The following is a 19,233-nucleotide window of genomic DNA, read 5'->3' as shown; positions in this document are numbered from 1 at the left end:
CCCGTTCAGCGCTCCTTTCCCTCCGGCAGCAGGACGGGTTTGACCACGCGGCCCGCCTCGCAGTCGCGTTCGGCCTCGTTGATGCGGGTGAGCGGGTATGTGCGGATCAGCTGGTCGAAGGGGAACCGTCCGGCCTGCCACAGCCTGGTCAGCCGTGGAATCAGCAGCCCCGGCACCGCGTCCCCCTCGCAGATGTGAGAGATCTTCCGGCCCCGGTCCAGCGCCCCCGGTTCGAGCGGCAGCGCCGTGTGGAGCCGTGCCACCAGGCCGAGGTGGCCGGTCGGGCGCAGGGCCCGGAGCGCGTCGTTGATCAGAGGTGCGGAGCCCGTGGTGTCCAGCGCGTACTGGGCTCCGCCATCGGTCAGCCCCTGGATACGGCCGGGCAGGTCGGCCGATGCGGCGTGCAGCGGAACGGCGCCGAACCGCTCGGCGAGGGCCAGCCGTTCGGGGTGCCGGTCAACGGCCACGGCCACCGCTCCGGCGGCGGTGGCCGCCAGCACCGCCGCCAGGCCCACAGCGCCCGCGCCGATGACCGCGACGCTGTCGCCGGGGCCCGCGCCGAAGGAGTTGAAGACCGCCCCGGCGCCGGTGAGGAAGCCGCAGCCGAGCGGCCCGAGCAGTTCGACGGGCAGCGCCGGATCGACCCGGACGGCGTTGCGGGCCCGGACCACCGCGTACTCGGCGAACGAGGACTGGCCGAACCACCGGGGCGCCAGTCTCGTCCCGGCCGCGTCGGTGAGCCGCGCCGCGTCCTCCTTCCGCCCTCCGAAGAGGTTGAGCGCGGCGAAGGAGTCGCAGTAGGCGGGGGCCGCATTCACGCAGTTCCGGCAGTGTCCGCACGAGTCGAAGCTCAGCACGACATGGTCGCCGACGCTCAGGCCGGTGTCGGGGCCTGCCGTCGCCTCCACGATCCCGGCTCCCTCGTGGCCGAGCACCGCCGGCAGCGGTGAGCGGCCCGCCGAACGCCGGACGGCGAGATCGGTCCGGCACATCCCGCAGCCCGCGATCTTGACCAGGACCTCGCCGTCGCCCGGCCCCGTGTGCAACGTCACCTCCTCGACGTCGAAGCGGCTCTCGTACGAGCGCAGTACGGCCGCACCGAACTTCATCGTCACGCCTCCTGTGGACGGTGTACGACGAACGGGCTGAGGTTCCCGTAAAGCCCCCACGGGCCGCCGGCGATGCCGACACCGCTCTCCTTTGTGCCCGCGAAGGGCTGGGCGAGGGAGAGTTCACCGTGGTGGTTGATCCACACCGTTCCGCACTCCAGCCGGCCGGCCACCGCCTCGGCCCGGTCGGGGTCGCTCCCCCACACCGAGCCGCCCAGTCCGAAGCCGGTGCTGTTGGCCGCCTCGACGGCCTCGTCGAGGCTCCCGTAGGGCAGCACCGGCAACACCGGACCGAACTGTTCGGCCGTCACCACCGGGCTGTGGGGCGGGACTTCGGCCAGGATCGTCGGGGCGAAGAAGTAGCCCGGCCCCTCCAGCCGGTGACCACCGGTCACGGCTCGGGCGCCGTCTGCCAGGGCCCGGGCCGTGTAACGCTCGATCCGTGCCAGCTGGGGGGCGTTGTTGACCGGTCCCAGCTGCGTGCCGGGGTCGAGCCCGGCTCCGACGACGGCGCTCTTCGCGCGCTGTGCGAGGGCCTCGGCCACCTGTGAGCAGAGCGGGGCCGGGGCGTAGACGCGCTTGACCGCCATGCAGACCTGTCCGCAGTTGCGGAACGCCGCCCAGAACAGCCGGTCCGCGATCCGCTCCACCTCCACGTCCTCCAGCAGGATGGCGGCGTCGTTGCCGCCCAGCTCCAGCGTGACCCTGGCCAGCGAGGCAGCCGCGGCCCCCGCGACGGCCCGTCCGGTGGCAGCCGAACCGGTGAAGGTCACATGCCGGATCCCCGGGTGGGACGCGAGGCGCGCGCCCAGGGGTTCGCGCCCGGTGACGATCGTCAGCACGCCCTCGGGGAGGGCGGCGGACATGACAGCTCCCAGCAGACGTGAGGCGAGAGGTGTGAACGGGGAGGGCTTGAGCACCATCGTGTTGCCGGCCGCGAGCGCGGGTGCGAACTTCGCCGACGCGAGTTGGAGGGGAAAGTTCCACGGGACGATCGCGGCAACGGGACCGAGCGGTCGCCAGCGGAGCTCGCTGCGTACCGGACGCCCGTCGGTGACCGGCTGGGTCCCGGGGTCCAGCTCGGCGAAGTAGCGCAGTCGGGCCACCGTGCGGGCGACTTCCGCATGCGACTCGGCCAGGGGTTTGCCCTGTTCACGGGTGAGCAGCGGAGCGAGGTCGGCCCCGGCCGCCGCCACGGCGTCGGCCGCCGCGTGCAGTGCGGTGGTGCGGGCGGCGGGGTCGGCCCGCCACCCGCGCCACGCCTCGTGCGCCCGCTCGATCGCGGCGTCCAACTCGTCCGGTTGCTGGTCGGGGACCTCGTCGAGGGCCTCGCCGGTGGCCGGATCGAGGACGGTGAGACGCTCACCGCCGCCCCGGGGACCGCGACGCGCTAGAGGTGTCGGCATACCGCCGGTCAGTTCGCGGCGGCGATGGCGGCCGTGTGCTCACTGGCATGCCGCTCCATCTCCGCGCGGAAGGCCGCCACCAGCTGTGGCCGGATCCTTCCGGCTTTGCGGTCACCTCCCTCGCAGACCGCCCCGCGCACCCCCACGATGTCCGTGCCGATGCGGGTCAGCGTGCCGAGGTCGCCCGTCTTGACGCTGCCCGCGAGGGCGGCGAGCAGACCGGCCTCGTGGGCCAGCCGGACGAACTCCGCGCAGACATCGGGCGGAACGTGGTCGAACAGCCGCGTCCCGTCCTTGATCGCGGTGTCCAGCATGGCCGCGTCGGAACCGGAGCGGCGGGCGATGTCGGGCAGTGCGAGCGGGTTGACGCAGCCGATCCGGTGGGCGTCGGCGTAACCCGAGGCGACGACGAACGCGTCCGGCCGGTGGTCCTTCACCGCCCGGACCACCCCCCGCATGACATCGATGGCCTGCTCGGGCGTCGTGCATCCGTAGAGGCCGACCTTGATGTACGTCGCTCCGGAGACGGCCGCGCCGAGAGCCGCCTGGGCCACCGTGCCGGGCTTGTACGGTACGTCCCCCACGGTGGCGGACACCGGCTTGTCCGCCGGAACCGCGTCGCGGATCTCTCTGATGACCCAGGGGAAGTTGGCACCGAGTGAGCCCTCGTCGGGCCTCTTGACGTCAACGATGTCGAGGTGCTCCGCCGCTTTCGCGCAGTCGAGGGCTTCCTCGACGCTGTCCGGTGAGATGAGAAGCAACAACGTGGTTTCCTTCCACCCGATGCCCACCCGCCGGATGGCGGATACGCGGAGTCGCTTGGATCACGTGCGATTTGCTCATCATTGCCGCAGCCCGTGGCCGTCGGCAGGGCGTGCGGAGTCCGAACGGGGCATTGTCACGATGCGTCCGCGCCCCTCCTGCGCGCCGTCCACGCCGGTTCGGAACACTCCCTGAACAGCTCTGAACAACACGCCCGGCGGAGCCGGAAAACCGCGCCCCCGCCGAGCAGTTGCCGAGGCCGCGGACGGGCTCGACCACGCCGATGGAGCGCGGCGTGGGCCCCTGTGCCTCCTGGCCTTCTTGGCCTCTTGGCCTCTTGGCCTCTTGGCCTCCTGCTCCTTACTCCGCCTGCGCCGCACCCTCGTAACTCACGTCCACGGAGAGGTTGTTGTTGACCGTGTAGTACGGCCGCACCGAGTGGACCGCACCGCCGGAATTCGCCACTCGCCGGGACGGGTACCTGAAGACCCGCTTCTTGTCGAGGACATCGTCGAGTATCCGCGCGAGCCGAACCGGCTCCTCGTCCTCGGCAGGGCGGAGCCACAGGTCCCACGTCCGGTGTCCGGGCAGCAGGGAATCCAGAGGCAGTTCAGCGGCGAAGCCGCCCCCCGCTTGCCGGTCACGGTCGCCGTGCCCAGGTGCCGTCTCCCGTCCGGAGCGCCGATCGCCGTCCAGGCGCACGGGCACCACGGGTATCCGCACGGGCGCCCCCTCCGTGTCGCGGGGATGTGCCTCCAGACACGCGGCGGCCGTCAGACGCACTCCATAGAGCCTGCCCCGCAACGCTACGGAGCTGTTACCTACATACAACGCCCCTGCTTCCGCGTGCGGCCGGCGCAGCCACGTACGGACGGTGAGGTTGCCGTGCTTGGTGGTGTAGGGGACCCGGACGCCGAGCCACGCGTGGGCGTGAACAGGCCCGCTGTTGGCAAGGGAGCGCAGGTCGTGCACCCCGGGCAGCAACCGAAGCGGCTCCTCGTCGGCGAGGGCGAGCCAGGTGTCCCAGCGTCCCTCCCGGAGCAGCGCGGTGCCGGCCAGCGTGGCGCGCAGCCCGCGGTCTGCCGCCGCACGGGTGAGCGGCAGCCGGAGAGTGGCGTCCGGACCGTGCTGCTGGCGCAGGCGCAGGAGCACGGCTGCGGCCACCGGCACCTCGGGGGCCCCGATTTCCTTGTCGTTCTCGTCGAAGAGCCGCACTCCGAAGGTGAGCCCGCCGGCGCTGTCGGCCGTGCAGTCGGCCCGCGCGTGGTGGACCCTGCGGGCGAGGGGAGAGCTGATGTACGGGCGGGCCGCCGCCGTCACGGGGCCCGCCGGCGTGTCGAGACAGTGCTGCATCATGCCCGTGCTCCTTGGAGGGCGTGTCCCACGCCCAGTCGAATCTTGTCCTTGGTCGCGTACGCGCCGCCGAGCAGGGTGCCCCGCGCGCGCTGAACGGGGCCGGGCCGGTGTTTGACCAGCGAGGTCAGCAGGTCCTCGTACCGGCCGGCCACCTGCGCGGGATCGAACCGCGCGGATGCGGTGAGCGCGGCCCGGCCCATCCGCGTACGGAGTCCCTCGTCGTTGATGAGGCGGAGCAGCGCACCGGATATCGCGCTCACATCGCCTGTGGGTACCAGGAGTCCGTCCATGCCGTCACGGATGATCTCCTTCGGCCCGTGCGGGCAGTCGGTGGCCACGACCGGAAGGCCGCACCGCATGGCCTCGACGATGGTCATCCCGAAGGATTCCAGGCTCGAAGTGACCGCACAGACCGCCCCCTTCACCCATTCGGCCTCGATGGGATTCGCCGACCCCATCAAGAACACGTGGTTGTAGAGGCCGAGTTCATCGATGAGTTTCCTCAGCTTGCCTTCCTCGCGGCCGTGGCCGTAGATGCGCAGGCCCCAGTCGGGACGCTCGCGCACGACCTCGCCGAAGGCGCGTACGAGCACGTCGTAACGCTTGGCGGGGGCGAGCCGCCCCGCGGCGACGACCCACTTGCCGCTGCCGTCCGAGGGGAGGACATCCGGCTCGGGCACGCTGTTGGGCAGCGACTCGACGTGCACGCCCGGCAGCCGCATGGTCCTGCGGTAGTCGCGGGCATCGGCTTCGGTCACCGTGGTGACCGCGTCCAGGCGGGGGTAGGTCCGGCGCAGCACGCGCTTCAGCCTCGCGGAATGCGTGGCCAGTGTGAGGTGCTCCTGGCCCAGACGCACGGGGCCCCGGCGCGTCTGCCGGGCCACATGCACATTGAGTCCGGGCCGGGTTCCGATGACGACGTCCGCCTCGGTGCTGCCCAGGTACTCACCGATCAGCCGGTCGGTCAGCGCGCTGTGCTGGGAGTAGTTGCCGTCGGCGGCGGGGAAGACCCTGGCCGGCCGGGCGTGTTCGGGGTCATCGCCCTGGTAGCCCGGGCTGTGCCGGCGCATGTCGACCAGCGATGTCAGCCGTACGCCGTTGCCCGGCTCGAAGAACGGCCTGTCCCGGTAGCGGAAGACCGACACGACCTCCACCTCGTGCTGCTCGGCGAGCGCCTGCGCCAGATTGAAGGTGGTGCGGACGGTGCCCCCCATCCCGTACGCACTGAAGATCAAGAACGAGATGCGCATTGTGCCCCCCATACCCCTAGCCATGGCCTGTTGCCAACCATTCGCCGCGGCCCCTTCAGCGCGGCGCCAAAGCGATACGTCATCCCGAGAGTCGGGAAAATCGGTCCCGGACCGGTTTCGCCGGCCGGTACTTCACTGTGATGAGGGCCGGCGGAGGTTTGTTCACGGCAACGTGTCCGCACTCTGTAACAGCCCGCGGGGCCATACCGGCAAGTTCGCTGACGGCCACCTCACCGACGCCGACAGCGATGCCGCACTCCGCCTCCGCCTGCGCGCCTGGCAACGGCCCGGCAAGCAGGACGAGATCGCCGTCGGGTCGATCTCACCTCGGCGACCTCGCCGGCGCCCGCACCTTCGCCATGGGCTCCTTCCGGGTCCGTTCACCATCCCTTTGGCCGAAGCACGGGGGCATGAAGCGGTTCGCGAAATGATCGGCCGAACCAGATTCTTGTTCGGCCGTAAATGCCGCAGAGCTGTCCGAGGAACGGCTGGAGAATGGCACCGTCGCGCACTCGCGGCCCGGAGTTGCAGCCGGCGGTCCGGCCCCGCTCCCGTAACGTCTCCCGATACCGGAGTCCGTGAGGCGCGGCTGTGCCGCCGAGGGAGTGGGCCATGAGCGAGCCAGCGACTGCCGCCGGGGTGCCGGACGAACTGCGCCGGCGGCTCGGGGTGTCCGACGCGGTGGTGATCGGACTGGGGTCGATGATCGGCGCGGGGATCTTCGCGGCCCTGGCCCCGGCCGCGCACGCCGCCGGTTCGGGGCTGCCGATCGGTCTGGCGCTGGCAGCTGTGGTCGCTTACTGCAACGCCACCTCCTCCGCGCGGCTCGCGGCCCGCTACCCGGCCTCCGGCGGCACCTATGTCTACGGGCGTGAACGCCTCGGTGACTTCTGGGGCTACCTGGCCGGGTGGGGGTTCGTGGTCGGCAAGACCGCCTCCTGCGCGGCGATGGCGCTCACCGTTGGCTCCTACGCCTGGCCCGCGCAGACGCACGCTGTCGCGGTGGCCGCGGTGGTGGCCCTGACCGCGGTCAACTATGCCGGTGTGCGGAAGTCGGTCCGGCTCACCCGCGTCATCGTCGCTGTGGTCCTGGCCGTGCTGGCCGCCGTGGTGGTGGCTTCCCTCACTTCAGGCACTGCGGATGCGGCCCGGCTGGCCGTGGGCTCGGACGCCGCCGCCGGTGGTGTCCTCCAGTCGGCGGGCCTGCTGTTCTTCGCATTCGCCGGGTACGCGCGTATCGCCACCCTGGGCGAGGAGGTCCGCGACCCCGCGCGCACCATCCCTCGCGCCATCCCGCTCGCGCTGGGCATCACCCTGGTCGTCTACGTCGTGGTGGCCGTCGCCGTTTTGACAGTGCTGGGCCCGAAGGGGCTGGCGGAGGCCGACGCGCCGCTGTCGGAGGCGGTCCGGGCCGCGGGCGCCGGCCGGCTGGTGCCCGTCGTGCGCGCGGGCGCGGCGGTGGCCGCGCTCGGCTCGCTGCTGGCGCTGATCCTGGGCGTCTCCCGCACGACGCTGGCGATGGCCCGCGACCGGCACCTGCCGCACGCGCTGGCTGCCGTCCACCCCCGCTTCAAGGTGCCGCACCGGGCCGAACTGCTGGTGGGCCTGGTGGTGGCGGTGCTCGTGGCGCTGGGGGACGTACGCGGAGCGATCGGTTTCTCGTCCTTCGGCGTGCTGGTCTACTACGCCATCGCCAACGCCTCCGCCTTCACACTCACATCTGCCGAGGGCCGTCCGGCCCGGATCATCTCTGTCGTGGGGCTGGCCGGCTGTTTGGTCCTCGCCTTTGCGCTGCCGCTCTTCTCGGTGATCTCTGGGGCCGCGGTCCTGGCCCTGGGCGCCACCGCCTACGGAGTCCGCCGTTTCATCGTCGCGCGGGGTTGACGAACGGCGGTCAATGACACTGCGACTGGCGGGACCGCCGGTCGAGTGGGGCAATCGTCGGGGACGCTGCGGGGCACCCGCTCTCCCAGGACGATGCTGTGAGCGGCTCGGCACCCACGCGCTCAGGACACCAGGGCGCGTTCAACAGCCGTGGGGTGCCCCCGGGACCACTTCGTCACGCGAAACGGTCAGCAGGTCGTATCCGTCCACCCCCGCGATCCATTCCGTGGCGTCGGGCCCCAGGACCATCGCGGCGGTGGCGTAGACATCGGCCCAGGTCAGGCTGGGCCCGGTAACGGTGGCCGAGAGAAGTCGCGTTGCCGGGGCACCGGTGCGGGGGTCGAGGATGTGGCTGCCGCGTTCCGCCGTACCGGAAGTGGCGACGGCGAGGTCCCGCCCTTCGACGGTGGTGAGTATCCGGCCCGGGTGACGGGGGTCGGCGATGCCGACGTTCCATGGCCGGCCCGGGGCGGACTCGCCTTTGACCTGGAGGTCGCCACCACCGTTCACGTACAGGTTCCGTGCACCACCGACGCTGAGGATGCGGCACGCTTCCTCGACGGCCCATCCTTTGACCAGCCCGGAGGGATCGAGCCGCCCGCCGGGACGGGCGGTGAAGCAGCCGCGGGTGCGGCGCTCCGCCTCGTCGCACACGCGGAGGACCGCGGAGACGACCTCGGGCTCCTCGTCGAGGGTGGTCGCGCCCCGGGCCAGACGGCTGATGGCGCTCTCGGGCCGGTACGTCGAGAAGAGCGCATCGACGTGGTGGAGCCAGTCGATGGCCGAGCGCAACGCCCGGACGAGGTCCGGGGTCAGCGGATCGCGGAGGTCGAAGGAGAAGACCGTCCCCATGACGTGTTCCGCGTGCCGCACTCCGGGCCGCTGGTCCGCCGGGCCGGGCAGAGAGGTCCGCGCGGTCTCAGCCATGGGCCTGGTCCAGCGCGCTCTGCAAGGAGCGGATGTAGCCGTCGCTGGTGTAGGTGGCGCCTGAGACGGCGTCGATCTGTGCGTTCTGGGCATGCAGTGCCTCCTGGGTGAGGCGGGGTACCGCGTCCTTGGCGATCGCCTTGTCACGGCTGTTCTCGGAGGGGGTGCGAACGGCCTTGACAGCGGTCAGCCGTCCGCCCTTGAGCGTGGCCTCGACCTGGACGGGCCCGTACTGGGTGTCGATGACGGAGCCGGTGTAGGTGCCGGACCGCTGGCCGCTCGCCCCCGCTGGGGCGCCGGCGGAGCTGCCGCCGCCCGATGGCGGGGCGGTCACCGCCGGCGGGGCGTTGTGGTGTGGCTTGAACGACAGGAGCAGGACGACGCCGGCGACGGTGGCGCAGGCGGTGACCGCGGCTCGGCGCATGATGCTCTCCTCGGGGTCGGGGACGCGGTTTCTTTCCGGCGGAAGACCGCCGTGTCTCAGAAGGCGAAGGACTCGTGATGGATACGGCCGCGTGGGACGCCCGCCTCCCGCAGGGCGCTGGTGGCCGCTTCGGTCATGCCGGGCGGCCCGCACAGGTAGACGTCCCGTTCGGCGATGTCGGGGACCTGCCCGGTGAGGGTCTGGCTGGTCAGCGGCAGCGCGTGGCCGCCCGGGTGGCTGACGGAGTAGTGGACGCGGGCGCCACGGGCTGCCGCGACGGCGTCGAGTTCGTTGCGCAGCGCGAGGTCCTGCGGGCGGCGGGCCCAGTAGATGAGCTCGGTGTCACCCGGCAGCAGCTCGAACAGGGTTCGCAGCGGGGTGATGCCGACGCCGCCCGCGAGCAGCAGCGACTTGCCCGCGCGGGCCCGGTCCGGGGTGAGGCCGCCGTAGGGGCCTTCGGCCCATACCCGGGTGCCCGGAGAAAGCCGGGCGAGGGCGGCGCTGTGCCTTCCGACGCCCTTGACCGTGATGCGCAGGAAGCGGGCGTCGGCGGGCGCCGACAGGGAGTACGGGCTCGCGCTCCACCACAGTCCTGGTGTGAGGAAGCGCCACCGGAAGAACTGCCCGGGGCGGGCGCGCAGCTCGTCCAGGCGTTCGCCGGTCATGTACACCGAGACGACTCCGGGGGCTTCTGGGCGGACCTCGGCGACCCGCAGCCGGTGTCGCCGGGCGGCCCGCACCGGTTTCAGGAAGCGGTACCAGCACAGCAGCGCGGCGACTGTGCCGTACAGCGCGTACCAGGCGACCTGGGCAGGCAGGTGGCCTACGAAGTCCGCGCCGTTCGCCAGCTGGTGCCCGAAGGCCAGGAAGATCGCCGCGTAGGTGGCGAAGTGCAGGTAGTGCCACGTCTCGTAGCTGACCCGGCGGCGGGCCGCACGGGCCGAGAGGACCGCGGTGAGCACGAACAGCGCGAACCCCGCGGTGGCCTTGAGCATGTCGGGATAGTGCAGGACCACCGTGGCGGTCTCGTTCAGCACTCCGGTCCGCCCTGTCAGCGCGTAACCCCACAGGATCAGCAGCGTGTGGACGAGGACGAGACTGATCGTGTATCGACCGCCCATGGCATGCCAGCGCGCCAGCCGGTCGGTGCCCACGGCGCGGTCCAGCAGCGGGATCCTCGCCATCAGGGCGAGCAGGACGGCGCAGGCGTACCCGGCGAGCAGACCGGCGATCCGGCCCGCTCCGGTCAGCCAGCCCGCCGGGCCGACGACCGAGGCGGTATCGGCCCACCACATCGCGAGGACACCGGCGGCCCCTCCCCAGATGAGTACCTGCGCGATCAGTGGGACCGCGTGCAGGACTGTCCGGCGCGGCGCGGGCCGACGGTGCCGGTTGCCGGCGGGCGGCCGGGCGGGAGCGCCCGGGCGGTACATGAGGTCGGTCACGGCGCCTCCTTCCTTCGGTCGGGCTGGGCTGTCCGTGTGGCCGAGGGTGGCCGGGGTTGCTCTGAGAACCTTCTGAACGGAGGGCTTCCGCGGATATTCAGAGGAAACTCAGAGGGCCGCCGGGCGGTCCCGCGCCTGCTCCGGGGGGATGCTGGAGGGACTATGCGCGATCTGACCCCCCTCCCCGCTCTGAACCGGCCCGATGGCAGCCCGGTACGGGTCCTCGTCGTCGATGACGAGCGCGACCTCACCGACGTCCTCGGCGCGGCCCTGCGCTCGGAGGGCTGCGAGGTCCGTACGGCCGCTGACGGCTCCTCGGCGCTGGAGGCGGGCGGCGCTTTCCGCCCCGACGCGGTGGTGCTCGACTGGATGCTGCCGGACATCGACGGTCTGGCTGTGCTGCGGGGCCTGCGGGAGCGCTCGCCCGGGGTGTGCGTGCTGTTCCTGACCGCGCGGGACGCGGTGGAGGACCGCATCGCGGGCATTACGGCAGGCGGGGACGACTATGTCACCAAGCCGTTCAGCCTGGAGGAGGTGCTCGCGCGGCTGCGCGGACTGCTGCGGCGCTCGGGTATGACGCACGCGCCCGGTGACCACCGGCTCGCGTTCGCGGATCTGGTGATGGACGAGGAGGCCCGCGAGGTGAGCCGGGGCGGCGAGATCGTGGAGCTGTCCCGGACAGAGTTCGAACTGCTCCGCTACCTCATGCGCAATCCCCGGCGTGTGCTGTCCAAGGACCAGATCCTGCAACGGGTGTGGTCCTACGACTTCGGCGGCCGGGCGCACGTCGTCGAGCTGTACGTCAGCTATCTGCGCAAGAAGATCGACGCCGGGCGGTCGCCGCTGATCCACACCGTGCGGGGTGTGGGATACGTCCTCAAACAAGATCGCGGGCCGGCCTCCGAGCCGGCGCCCGGCGGGGAACCGCCGTGCGGGTGAGGCACCCTCTGAGACCGCCTCGCTCGCTGCGCGCCCGTCTGATCGTCGGGCTGGTGGTGCTGCTCGCGGCGGCGTGCCTGGCAGTGGGGGTGACCACGGTGATCGCCCTTGAGGGCTTCCTGGCCCGACGGCTCGACCAGCAGTTGACCGCCTCCGGAGGCAGGTTCGCGGCCAGTTTGGAGCACGGGAAGAACTCGGACGAAGACGGCCGCCCCGACACCCGGGGGCAGTCCGTGGGCACCCTCGGCGCACGCTTGAAGCGGGGCATGGCCACCGAAGCCGCCGTGGTCCGGGACGACGGCCAGGCCGGCATTCACCTGACACCGGCCGACCGGCGCAGCCTCGCCGGCGTACCCGTGGACGAGAGCGGCCACACCGTCCGGCTCAGCGCGCTGGGCCGCTACCGCGTCGTCGCCGTGGCGGGTGACGACGAGGACGTCCTGGTCACCGGCCTTCCGCTGCGTCCCGTCGAGGAGACCGTCCACCGGCTGGAGCGGGTGGAGGCGCTGGTCTTCGGCGCCGCGCTCCTGGTGACGGCGGTCGCGGGTGCCCTGTGGGTGCGGGTCTCGCTGCGCCCGCTGGAGCGGGTCGCCGCCACCGCGACGGAAGTCACGCGACTGCCGCTGGCCAGCGGTCAGGTGGCCATGCCCCCTCCGCTGCCGGCGGGCGATCCCGACACGGAAGTGGGACAGGTGGCGAGCGCCCTCAACCGGATGCTCGGCCACGTCGGCGACGCCCTGGAGAGACGGCACGCCAGCGAGGAGCGGCTGCGGCACTTCGCCGCCGACGCCAGCCACGAGCTGCGCACCCCCGTCGCCACCGTCCGTGCCCACACGGAGCTGGCCCTCCGCCACGAGGGACCGCTGCCGGCCGAAGTACAGCACGCTCTTGAGCGTGTTCAATCCGAGTCGCAGCGGATGAGCGGACTCGTCGACGACCTGCTCCTGCTCGCCCGGCTCGACGCGGGCCGCCCATTGGGCCAGGAGCGGGTGGACCTCACCCGCCTCGTCCTGGACGCCGTCGATGACGCCCGCGTCGTCGCACAGGATCACCGCTGGCTGCTGGACCTGCCGCCCGAGCCCGTCCTCGTCGAAGGCGACGAGCACCGCCTCCACCAGGTCATCGCCAACCTCCTGGGCAACGCCCGTCGGCACACACCTGCCGGTACACAGGTCGCGGTCGCCCTCACCACGCGGCCCGGCAGCGCGGAGCTGACGGTCACCGACAACGGCCCCGGCATCCCCGACGCCCTGCGGCCGGACGTCTTCCAGCGCTTCACCCGCGGTGACCACGGCCGCAGCCGCGCGGCCGGCAGCACCGGTCTCGGCCTGGCCATCGTGGAAGCCGTCGTCACCGCACACCACGGCGATGTGGCGGTCACCAGCCGCCCCGGCCGCACCTGCTTCCGGGTGCGCCTCCCGACCGGATCACGGACCTGACCCCGCCTGCCACCGGCGACGCTTCCGGCCACGAGCCACGACGAGACAGGTCACGGTGCCGGGGAGGAATACGTCTCCTCCTCCGTGAAGTGCGGGCGAGGAAGAGTACGGAGATATGGCGGCCACGCCCGGAGCGGTCTTGAGTCAGCCCAGGAAGCTCAGCCGCACCTGCCGCCGCGCGTTATCGACGTTCGTATCGACCAGGCACACCGACTGCCAGGTGCCCAGCTCCAGGCGGCCTGCGAGGACGGGGAGGGTCGCGTGGGGCGGGACGAGGGCGGGGAGGACGTGGTCGCGGCCGTGGCCGGGGGTGCCGTGGCGGTGTCGCCAGCGGTTGTCGGCGGGGAGCAGGTCGCGCAGCGCGGCGAGCAGGTCGTCGTCGCTGCCCGCGCCGGTCTCCAGGAGGGCGATGCCGGCGGTGGCGTGCGGGACGAACACGTTGAGGAGCCCGTCCTTGCCGTTCGCCGCGTCGGCGAGGAACGCCTCGCAGTCCCGCGTGAGGTCGTGGACGGTTTCGGACGAGCCAGTGGTGACGTCCAGGACGTGGGTGCGCAGTGCGTCGGTCATGGTCTCCATGATGACGGGGCCTGTGCGGGGAGGGCGGGAAGGTTCGGGAGGGCCGTGTGGTTCTGACACATATGAACGATGTGGAGGCCGTGGTCATCGGCGCGGGGCAGGCGGGGCTCTCCAGCGCGTACCACCTGCGGCGGTCCGGGCTCGTCCCTGGTGAGGACTTCGTGGTGCTCGACCACTCGCCGCAGCCGGGCGGCGCCTGGCAGTTCCGGTGGCCGACCCTCACCTACGGCAGGGTGCACGGGATGCACGCGCTGCCCGGTATGGAGCTGACGGGAGCGGATCCGCAGCGGCCCTCCTCGGAGGTGATCGGCGCGTACTTCGCGGCCTATGAGCACACGTTCGGGCTGCGCGTGCGGCGCCCCGTGGACGTGCGGGAGGTGCGGGACGCGAGCGGGGGTGGCGCGGCCGGGGCGGGCGAGGGCGGGCGGCTGCTCGTGCGGACTTCGGAGGGTGACTGGTCGACCCGTACGGTGATCAGCGCGACGGGGACCTGGGACCGGCCGTTCTGGCCGCGCGTCCCCGGGCAGGAGATCTTCCGGGGGCGGCAGTTGCACACCTCCCGGTATCCGGGACCGCGCTCGGCGGCGTTCGAGGGCAAGCGGGTGGTCGTGGTCGGCGGGGGCACCTCCGCCGTACAGCATCTGATGGAGATCGCCGAGGTCGCGCGCGACACCGTGTGGGTCACCCGGCGTCCGCCTCTCTTCCGGGAGGGGCCGTTCGACGAGGAGCGGGGGCGTGCGGCCGTCGCCATGGTCGAGGAGCGGGTGCGGGAGGGGCTGCCGCCGCGCAGCGTCGTCTCGGTGACCGGTCTGCCGATGACGGAGCAGATGCGGCGTGCCCGCGAGCGGGGGGTGCTGGAGCGGCTGCCGATGTTCGCGCGGATCACCGAGGACGGTGTGGAGTGGGCGGACGGCACCCGAGCGCGGGCCGACACGATCGTGTGGGCGACGGGCTTCCGCCCCGTCATCGGTCACCTCGCACCCCTGCGGCTGCGCGAGCCGGGCGGCGGTATCCGCCTGGAGGGCACCCGCGCGGTACGTGACCCGCGCGTACACCTGGTCGGTTACGGGCCTTCGGCCAGCACGATCGGCGCGAACCGCGCGGGCAGGTCGGCGGTGCGGGACATCCGGGCGCTGCTCGCGGACGGTCCCTCCGCCGCACGGCCCGTCCGGGCGGGGACGGCAGCGGCGGGGGCGGAGCCCGCACCGGCCGCGTCGAAGGCACCCGCACCGGCCGCACCGTCCAGGCCGTCCAAACCGCGCACCGCGCAGCCGGTCGCCGCCTGACCGTCCGCATGCGGGACGGCGCCGCCGCACTCGGTAGGCCCCCTGCTCACCCGGGCCCGTCGTTCAGCCCCCAGCCCGCCGCCGTCGCGGCCCCTTCACGCTCTCCCCGGCAAGCTGGAGGCGCGGACCACCAGTTCGGGCCGGAGGACGATGCGCCGGTGCGCGTGACGGGCCGCGTCCTGGCCGGTCTCGTCGATGAGCAGGTCCGCCGCCGCGCGGCCCATGCGGTGGGCGGGCTGCCGTACCGAGGTGAGGGGCACGGCAGCGGCTGCGGCGAACTCGATGTCGTCGTAGCCGACCAGCGCCACCTCGTCGGGGACGGAGATCCCGGCGCCGTAGAGGGCCTGGAGCACGCCCAGGGCCATCAGGTCGTTGGCGCAGAAGACGGCGGTGGGGCGGGGAGACATGCCCAGGAGCCGGGCGCCCGCGTCGCGCCCCGCCGCGACGTCCATCCGTTCGCCCTCGATGTGCCGCAATTCGGCGTCCGCGCCCCATTGCCGCAGCGTCCGCATCGCTCCGTCGTGGCGGTCGCGGCACTGGCTGAGCTGCATGGGCCCGCTGATGTAGGCGAGGTCGCGGTGCCCGCTCTCCAGGAGGTGGCGTACGGCCAGGCCCGCTCCCTCGATGTCATCGACGGAGACCGAGCAGCCCTGTGCGCTGGGCACCACGCGGTCCACCGAGACGAAGGGGATGCCGTGCCGCTGGAGAGCCGCGAGGTTGCGGCCCGTGGTGTCGGTCGGGGTGATCAGGACGCCACGTACGCGCTGTTCGGCGAACAGGGCGAGGTATTCGGCCTCTTCGGCGGGGCTCTGAGCGCTGTTGCACAGCATCACCCCCAACCCGGCGGCGCGCGCGGCGCGTTCCGCGCCGGAGGCGACGTCCACGAAGAACGGGTTGGCCATGTCCAGCACCAGCAGCGCGATGATGCGGCTGTGCCCGGCGCGCAGGTGCCGCGCCGACTCGCTGCGCACGTAGCCGAGCCGGGTGATGGCGGACTGCACCCGCAGGCGGGTCTCCTCGGCCACCATGCCGGGCCGGTTGATGACGTTGGAGACCGTGCCGACGGAGACTCCGGCCGCGCGTGCGACCTCCTTGATGCCGACCGTCCGGCTCACCGAAGAGCCCCGGTCACTTCCGGTCGCACGCGCGGCACTGTCTTCTCAGCCCCTCCGGGTAGGTCGACTCAGAAGTCGAAGTCGTCGATGTTCTTCTTGTCGAAGACCGTGGGGGGTCCGAGAATAACCTCGCCGTCCTTGCCGACCGTATAGTTCCCGAGCTTTCCCGCCCTGAACTTCTCGCCCTGCTTGCCGGTGATCTGTCCGGAGGAGAGCGCGGCGGCGGCGTAGGAGCCGAGATAGCCGAGCTTCTCCGCGTCCCACAGCAGGAACTTCTCGACGGTCTCGTCCTTGATGTACTTGCGCATCTGGTTGGGGGTGCCGAGGCCGCCGAGGGCGACCTTGCCCTTGTAGGAGGAGCCGCTGACGTAGCGGGCCGCGGCGGCCAGTCCGACGGTGGTGGGCGAGATGATGCCCTTGAGCTTGGGGTACGCCTTCATCAGCCCCTGGGTCTCCTGGAAGGACTTCTGGTCCACGTCGTCCCCGTAGGCGGTCTTGACCAGCTTCATGTCCTTGTAGGCGGGCTTCTTCAGCTCGTCCTTCATGATCTTTATCCAGGTGTTCTGGTTCGTGGCGTTCTGCGTCGCCGACAGAATCGCGAACTGGCCCTTGTGGTCGATCTGTTCGGCCATGTCCTTGACCATCTTGCGGGCCAGTTCCACGGATCCGGCCTGGTTGACGAAGACGTGGCGGCAGTCCTTGCCCGCGTCGGAGTCGAAGGAGACGATCTTGACGTCCTGCTTCATCGCCTGCTTGAGCGGGCCGCACACCGCGTTCGGGTCGTTGGCCGCCAGCAAGATGGCGTTCTGGCGCTGCTGGGTGAGCGTGTTGATGTAGCTGACCTGGGAGGACGCCTTGGCGTCGGAGGGGCCGACCTCCTTGGCCTTGCCGTCGAACTCCTTCGCCGCCTTGATGCCCGCCTTGTCCACCACCGTGAAGTACGGGTTGTTGATCTGCTTGGGCAAGAAGGCGATCTTGAGGCCCTTCTCGAGCGGCGCGTCGGGATCCGCCTTGGCCCCCTGCGCCCCGCTTTTGGCGTTCTTGGCGTCGTCCTCGGAGTCGCTCTTCGTCGTGCCCGAGCAGCCCGCCAGTGTGACGGTCAGGGCGCAGGCGGTCGCCGTGACGGCGAGGACGCGTGAGCGGTGGTGCGGTCGCATGGACATACCTTTCGGGGTGGGTGTGCGGAGGGAACCGGCGGGCGTGCTGATCATGAGCCGGTCGTGAGCCGGGACGGGGACGACCGGGGCGGGTCAGGGGGTTTCGCCGACGGCGAGTCTGCGGTGCCGGCGTGCGGTCGATGCGGCGATGACGCGGGGGGTGAGCACGGAGACGATGAGCAGCACACCCGTGACGATCACCTGGATCTCGTGGGACACGTCGTTGAGGGTGAGCAGGTTGTTCAGCACTCCGATGAGCAGCACGCCCGCGACGGCGCCGCCCAGCGTGCCCCGGCCGCCGTCGAAGTCGATCCCGCCCAGCAACACGGCGGCGACGACGGCCAGTTCCAGTCCGAGACCGTTGTCGGCGCGGGCGCTGCCGTAGCGCAGGGTGTAGACGATTCCGGCGAACGAGGCGACGAAGCCGCTGACCGCGAACAGGATGAGCTTGATCCTCTTGACCCGTATCCCGGCGAACCAGGCGGCGTCCTCCTGCGCCCCGACGGCGAACAGCGCCCGGCCGAAGCCGGTGCAGTGCAGCACGACGGCGGCGAGGACCGCCAGGAGGGCGAACAGTGCGATCGGGTACGGCACGAAGGTGCCCGGCACGGTCTCGGTGTTGCCCGCCCACCGGGCGTAGGACTCGGGGAAGTCGGCGACGGCCTTGTTGCCCAGGACGACCGAGGCCAGCCCCCGGTAGAGGGTCAGGGTGCCGATGGTGACGGCGAGCGAGGGCAGCCCCACACGGGTGACGAGCCAGCCGTTGAGCAGGCCGCCGAGCAGCCCCACCAGCAGGCAGACGGGTACGAGCGTCTCGAACGTCCAGCCCGCGTCCCACAGCGAGCCGGCCAGCGCACTGGAGAGGCCGAGCATGGAGGCGACCGACAAGTCCACCTGTCCGGCGACGACCAGAAGCGTCATCGGCAGGGCGATCAGCGCGATTTCGGCGGTGTCGTTGAGCGCGGCCGACAGGTTCGCCGTGTCGGAGAAGCCGTCCGTGGTGCCGGTGCCGACGAGGAAGGCGGCCACCAGGAGGGCGCCTACGGCCGTGTCCCAGCGCAGAAAGCGTCCGGGTCCGCGGCGGGCCTCGCGGGGCCGGGCAGCGGGGGTGGCGGGGGGTGCGTTCACTGCCTTCTCCTCTTCCTGAGCGCCCGCGTGCTGCGGCTTCGTACGACGCGGTCGGTGCTGATGGCGGCGAGCAGCAGCGCGCCGGTGATCGCCTGTTCCCAGAAGGAGCTGACCTTCAGCACGACCAGGGCGCTGCCGATGGTGGTGAGCAGCAGCGCGCCGAGGGCGGCTCCCCAGACGGTGCCGACGCCGCCGGTGATGGCGATGCCGCCGACGACGACGGCGCTGAGGACGGTCAGCTCCCAGCCGTTGGCCGCGTCCGCCACGACCGTGCCGAAGCGGGCCAGCCACAAGGCCCCCGCGAGGCCGGCGACGGCGCCGGAGAAGGCGTAGGCGGACAGCACCCTGCGGCGGATGGGGATTCCGGCCAGCCGCGCGGCCTCGGGGTTGGAGCCGATGGCGTACAGCTCCCGGCCGCCGCGGTAGGCGCGCAGGTAGTACGCGGTGCCCGCCAGCACCAGTGCGGAGAGGATGGGCAGGTAGGGAACGCCCAGGACGCTGCCGCTGCCGAGGGTCAGTACGCCGTCGGGCACGTCGGTGGCGTTGATCTGCTCGCCGTGTGCCCAGGCGTGGTCGAGGCCCTGGATGACGTAGAGCATGCCGAGGGTGACCACCAGCGCGGGCACCCGTCCGAAGCTGACGAGGGCCCCGCTGACCAGCCCGCAGGCGGTGCCCAGGGCGATGCCGAGCAGGATGACGGTCACCGGACCGCGGTCGGTGCCCGAGACGAAGGATCCGCAGGCGAACGCGGTGAGCCCGACCACGGAGCCGACGGACAGGTCGATGTTGCGGGTGAGGACGACGACGGACTGGCCGGTGGCGAGCAGCACCAGTATGGAGGAGTTGAGCAGCAGGTCCTTGATGCCCTGGTCGTCGAGGAAGGAGGGGTTGACCAGCCAGGTGGCGAGGATCAGCAGCACCAGGGCGCCGCCGATGCTGAACTCCCGTACGCGCAGCACGGTCTCGGCCACCGAGCGGCGCGGCGGCCCGGGTTCGGGACGGGCCGTGGCGGCCGGACGCGCGGCTTCCT

At 71.8% G+C, this 19,233-nt stretch carries 17 protein-coding genes; 4 read left to right on the top strand and 13 right to left on the bottom strand.

Annotated features, from left to right (window positions below):
* Positions 1-5: 5 nt before the first annotated feature.
* The 5 genes from ABD339_RS16730 to ABD339_RS16710 form a co-directional block, all read right to left on the bottom strand.
* Positions 6-1,109 (bottom strand): NAD(P)-dependent alcohol dehydrogenase, encoded by a 1,104-nt coding sequence (locus tag ABD339_RS16730; protein ID WP_344567045.1) that lies wholly within the window; start codon positions 1,107-1,109, stop codon positions 6-8.
* A gap of 2 nt (positions 1,110-1,111) precedes the next feature.
* A complete protein-coding gene (locus tag ABD339_RS16725) occupies positions 1,112-2,515 on the bottom strand; it encodes an aldehyde dehydrogenase family protein (RefSeq protein WP_344566817.1) in 1,404 nt (467 codons plus the stop codon).
* Positions 2,516-2,523: 8 nt separating this feature from the next.
* Positions 2,524-3,279, bottom strand: coding sequence for a (5-formylfuran-3-yl)methyl phosphate synthase (locus tag ABD339_RS16720; RefSeq protein ID WP_344566815.1), 756 nt, complete (start codon positions 3,277-3,279; stop codon positions 2,524-2,526).
* 358 nt (positions 3,280-3,637) lie between these two features.
* On the bottom strand, positions 3,638-4,633 hold the full coding sequence (locus tag ABD339_RS16715; RefSeq protein WP_344566811.1) for a hypothetical protein: 996 nt from the start codon (positions 4,631-4,633) through the stop codon (positions 3,638-3,640).
* A complete protein-coding gene (locus ABD339_RS16710; RefSeq protein WP_344566809.1) occupies positions 4,630-5,883 on the bottom strand; it encodes a glycosyltransferase family 4 protein in 1,254 nt (417 codons plus the stop codon). The genes ABD339_RS16715 and ABD339_RS16710 overlap by 4 nt, the downstream gene beginning before the upstream one ends.
* Before the next feature lie 612 nt (positions 5,884-6,495).
* Here ABD339_RS16710 and ABD339_RS16705 point away from each other — a divergent pair.
* The gene (locus tag ABD339_RS16705; protein WP_344566807.1) at positions 6,496-7,767 is read left to right on the top strand and encodes an APC family permease; all 1,272 of its coding nucleotides are present in this window, start codon (positions 6,496-6,498) and stop codon (positions 7,765-7,767) included.
* Between the two features lie 141 nt (positions 7,768-7,908).
* Here the strand turns inward: ABD339_RS16705 and ABD339_RS16700 are convergent, their stop codons facing one another.
* Genes ABD339_RS16700 through ABD339_RS16690 form a run of 3 tightly spaced genes read right to left on the bottom strand, consistent with a single transcriptional unit; the run spans position 7,909 to position 10,551 of the window.
* Positions 7,909-8,694, bottom strand: a complete 786-nt coding sequence (locus ABD339_RS16700) for an FAD:protein FMN transferase (protein WP_344566805.1) — start codon at positions 8,692-8,694, stop codon at positions 7,909-7,911.
* Entirely contained in the window at positions 8,687-9,118 is a 432-nt protein-coding gene (locus ABD339_RS16695; RefSeq protein WP_344566803.1) for an FMN-binding protein, read from the bottom strand. Before ABD339_RS16695 ends, ABD339_RS16700 begins: the two co-directional genes overlap by 8 nt.
* A 56-nt stretch (positions 9,119-9,174) precedes the next feature.
* Complete coding sequence (locus ABD339_RS16690; RefSeq protein ID WP_344567043.1) at positions 9,175-10,551, bottom strand: ferredoxin reductase family protein; 1,377 nt, start codon at positions 10,549-10,551, stop codon at positions 9,175-9,177.
* Between the two features lie 174 nt (positions 10,552-10,725).
* Here ABD339_RS16690 and ABD339_RS16685 point away from each other — a divergent pair, with 174 nt between their 5' ends.
* Together ABD339_RS16685 and ABD339_RS16680 are read left to right on the top strand one after the other, a co-directional pair.
* Positions 10,726-11,502, top strand: a complete 777-nt coding sequence (locus ABD339_RS16685; RefSeq protein ID WP_344566801.1) for a response regulator transcription factor — start codon at positions 10,726-10,728, stop codon at positions 11,500-11,502.
* On the top strand, positions 11,499-12,941 hold the full coding sequence (locus ABD339_RS16680) for a sensor histidine kinase (RefSeq protein ID WP_344566799.1): 1,443 nt from the start codon (positions 11,499-11,501) through the stop codon (positions 12,939-12,941). Before ABD339_RS16685 ends, ABD339_RS16680 begins: the two co-directional genes overlap by 4 nt.
* A gap of 144 nt (positions 12,942-13,085) precedes the next feature.
* On the opposite strand, the gene ABD339_RS16675 is transcribed toward ABD339_RS16680, so the two are convergent.
* Positions 13,086-13,508 (bottom strand): secondary thiamine-phosphate synthase enzyme YjbQ, encoded by a 423-nt coding sequence (locus ABD339_RS16675; protein ID WP_344566798.1) that lies wholly within the window; start codon positions 13,506-13,508, stop codon positions 13,086-13,088.
* A 71-nt stretch (positions 13,509-13,579) separates the two neighbouring features.
* Here ABD339_RS16675 and ABD339_RS16670 point away from each other — a divergent pair, with 71 nt between their 5' ends.
* Positions 13,580-14,803, top strand: coding sequence for an NAD(P)-binding domain-containing protein (locus tag ABD339_RS16670; protein ID WP_344567041.1), 1,224 nt, complete (start codon positions 13,580-13,582; stop codon positions 14,801-14,803).
* Between the two features lie 95 nt (positions 14,804-14,898).
* Here the strand turns inward: ABD339_RS16670 and ABD339_RS16665 are convergent, their stop codons facing one another.
* The 4 genes from ABD339_RS16665 to ABD339_RS16650 all read right to left on the bottom strand — a co-directional run bounded on the left by ABD339_RS16665 (position 14,899) and on the right by ABD339_RS16650 (position 19,174).
* Entirely contained in the window at positions 14,899-15,918 is a 1,020-nt protein-coding gene (locus ABD339_RS16665) for a LacI family DNA-binding transcriptional regulator (protein ID WP_344566797.1), read from the bottom strand.
* 68 nt (positions 15,919-15,986) lie between these two features.
* Positions 15,987-17,075, bottom strand: a complete 1,089-nt coding sequence (gene rhaS, locus ABD339_RS16660; RefSeq protein WP_425576013.1) for a rhamnose ABC transporter substrate-binding protein — start codon at positions 17,073-17,075, stop codon at positions 15,987-15,989.
* A gap of 93 nt (positions 17,076-17,168) precedes the next feature.
* Positions 17,169-18,203: an ABC transporter permease gene (locus tag ABD339_RS16655; RefSeq protein WP_344566794.1), complete on the bottom strand. Its 1,035-nt coding sequence runs from the start codon at positions 18,201-18,203 to the stop codon at positions 17,169-17,171.
* On the bottom strand, positions 18,200-19,174 hold the full coding sequence (locus tag ABD339_RS16650) for an ABC transporter permease (protein WP_425576018.1): 975 nt from the start codon (positions 19,172-19,174) through the stop codon (positions 18,200-18,202). Before ABD339_RS16650 ends, ABD339_RS16655 begins: the two co-directional genes overlap by 4 nt.
* Between the last annotated feature and the right edge of the window lie 59 nt (positions 19,175-19,233).

Source organism: Streptomyces axinellae (assembly GCF_039532135.1).
Classification (GTDB): Bacteria; Actinomycetota; Actinomycetes; order Streptomycetales; family Streptomycetaceae; genus Streptomyces; species Streptomyces axinellae.
The sequence above is the reverse complement of the archived record's forward strand: the minus strand, read 5'-3'. Positions and strand labels throughout refer to the sequence as shown.